This is a genomic window from Actinoallomurus acaciae (genome assembly GCF_042429965.1).
GTDB classification, from domain to species: Bacteria; Actinomycetota; Actinomycetes; order Streptosporangiales; family Streptosporangiaceae; genus Actinoallomurus; species Actinoallomurus acaciae.
Map to the genome: position 1 here is coordinate 1 of NZ_JBHLZP010000963.1, position 786 is coordinate 786.

1 pseudogene is annotated in these 786 nt (G+C 65.9%); it reads right to left on the bottom strand.

The features are described from left to right. Positions 1-64: 64 nt before the first annotated feature. Positions 65-299, bottom strand: a pseudogene (locus ACFFNX_RS49395) (transposase); the annotation flags it as partial. Between the last annotated feature and the right edge of the window lie 487 nt (positions 300-786).

The window sequence follows — 786 nt, forward strand, 5'->3', positions numbered from 1 at the left end:
CACCCGCCCATCCAACGATCACCCAGACCACCGGATCTACCACTCCAGAAGACCGTGCTCAAAAAGCAACAGCCACCGTCCCCGCACGGGTATCCCAGTCTCGATCCCGGTAGCCGTTACGACTGTTGACCCGAGCCTCGGAGCGTTCGCCGTAGCCGGCCCCGCACATCGCATCGGCCTCGGCCGGCATGAGCGCCTCGGCCATTTGTCTTGACCATCTGCCTGAACAGATCCGGGTCACACGCCCCGATCGGCTCGGCGAACCAGCTTGCAGGGTCCACACTGTTACCCACGGCCATCGCGTTGTTCCCCTTCGTTGATCATCCATCTCTCGAAGGATCATGCGATGGCCGTCTCGGTTCACGACGCCACGCCTTCTACCAGCGGAAACTACACCACACCCGTGGACGCAACCGGGCTCAGCCCATTTCCATTGTCAAGCGCTGGAATCCTCGGGCGGAAGGCCGACGGGGCGGCTGTGGATAATTCGCTTGGAGGGTTTTCCCCGCGTTGCCTCGGCCGAGGGGAGGGCCCCTGCGTCGCCTCGGGCCGAGAGCGGGACCCCCCCTACACCGCTCGGGCCGACGGCCGGGCTCTCCCACCGCCGCCTTGGTCCGAAGGCGGGACTCCTCTACACCGCCTTGAACTGAGAGCGGGACTCCCTCTGCACCGCCTCGGCCCCAAGGCGGGACTCCCCCTGTACTGCCTCGGACCGAAGCCGGAACTCCCCCTCCACCACCTCAGACCGAAGCCGGAACTCCCCCTCCACCACCTCAGACCGAAGCC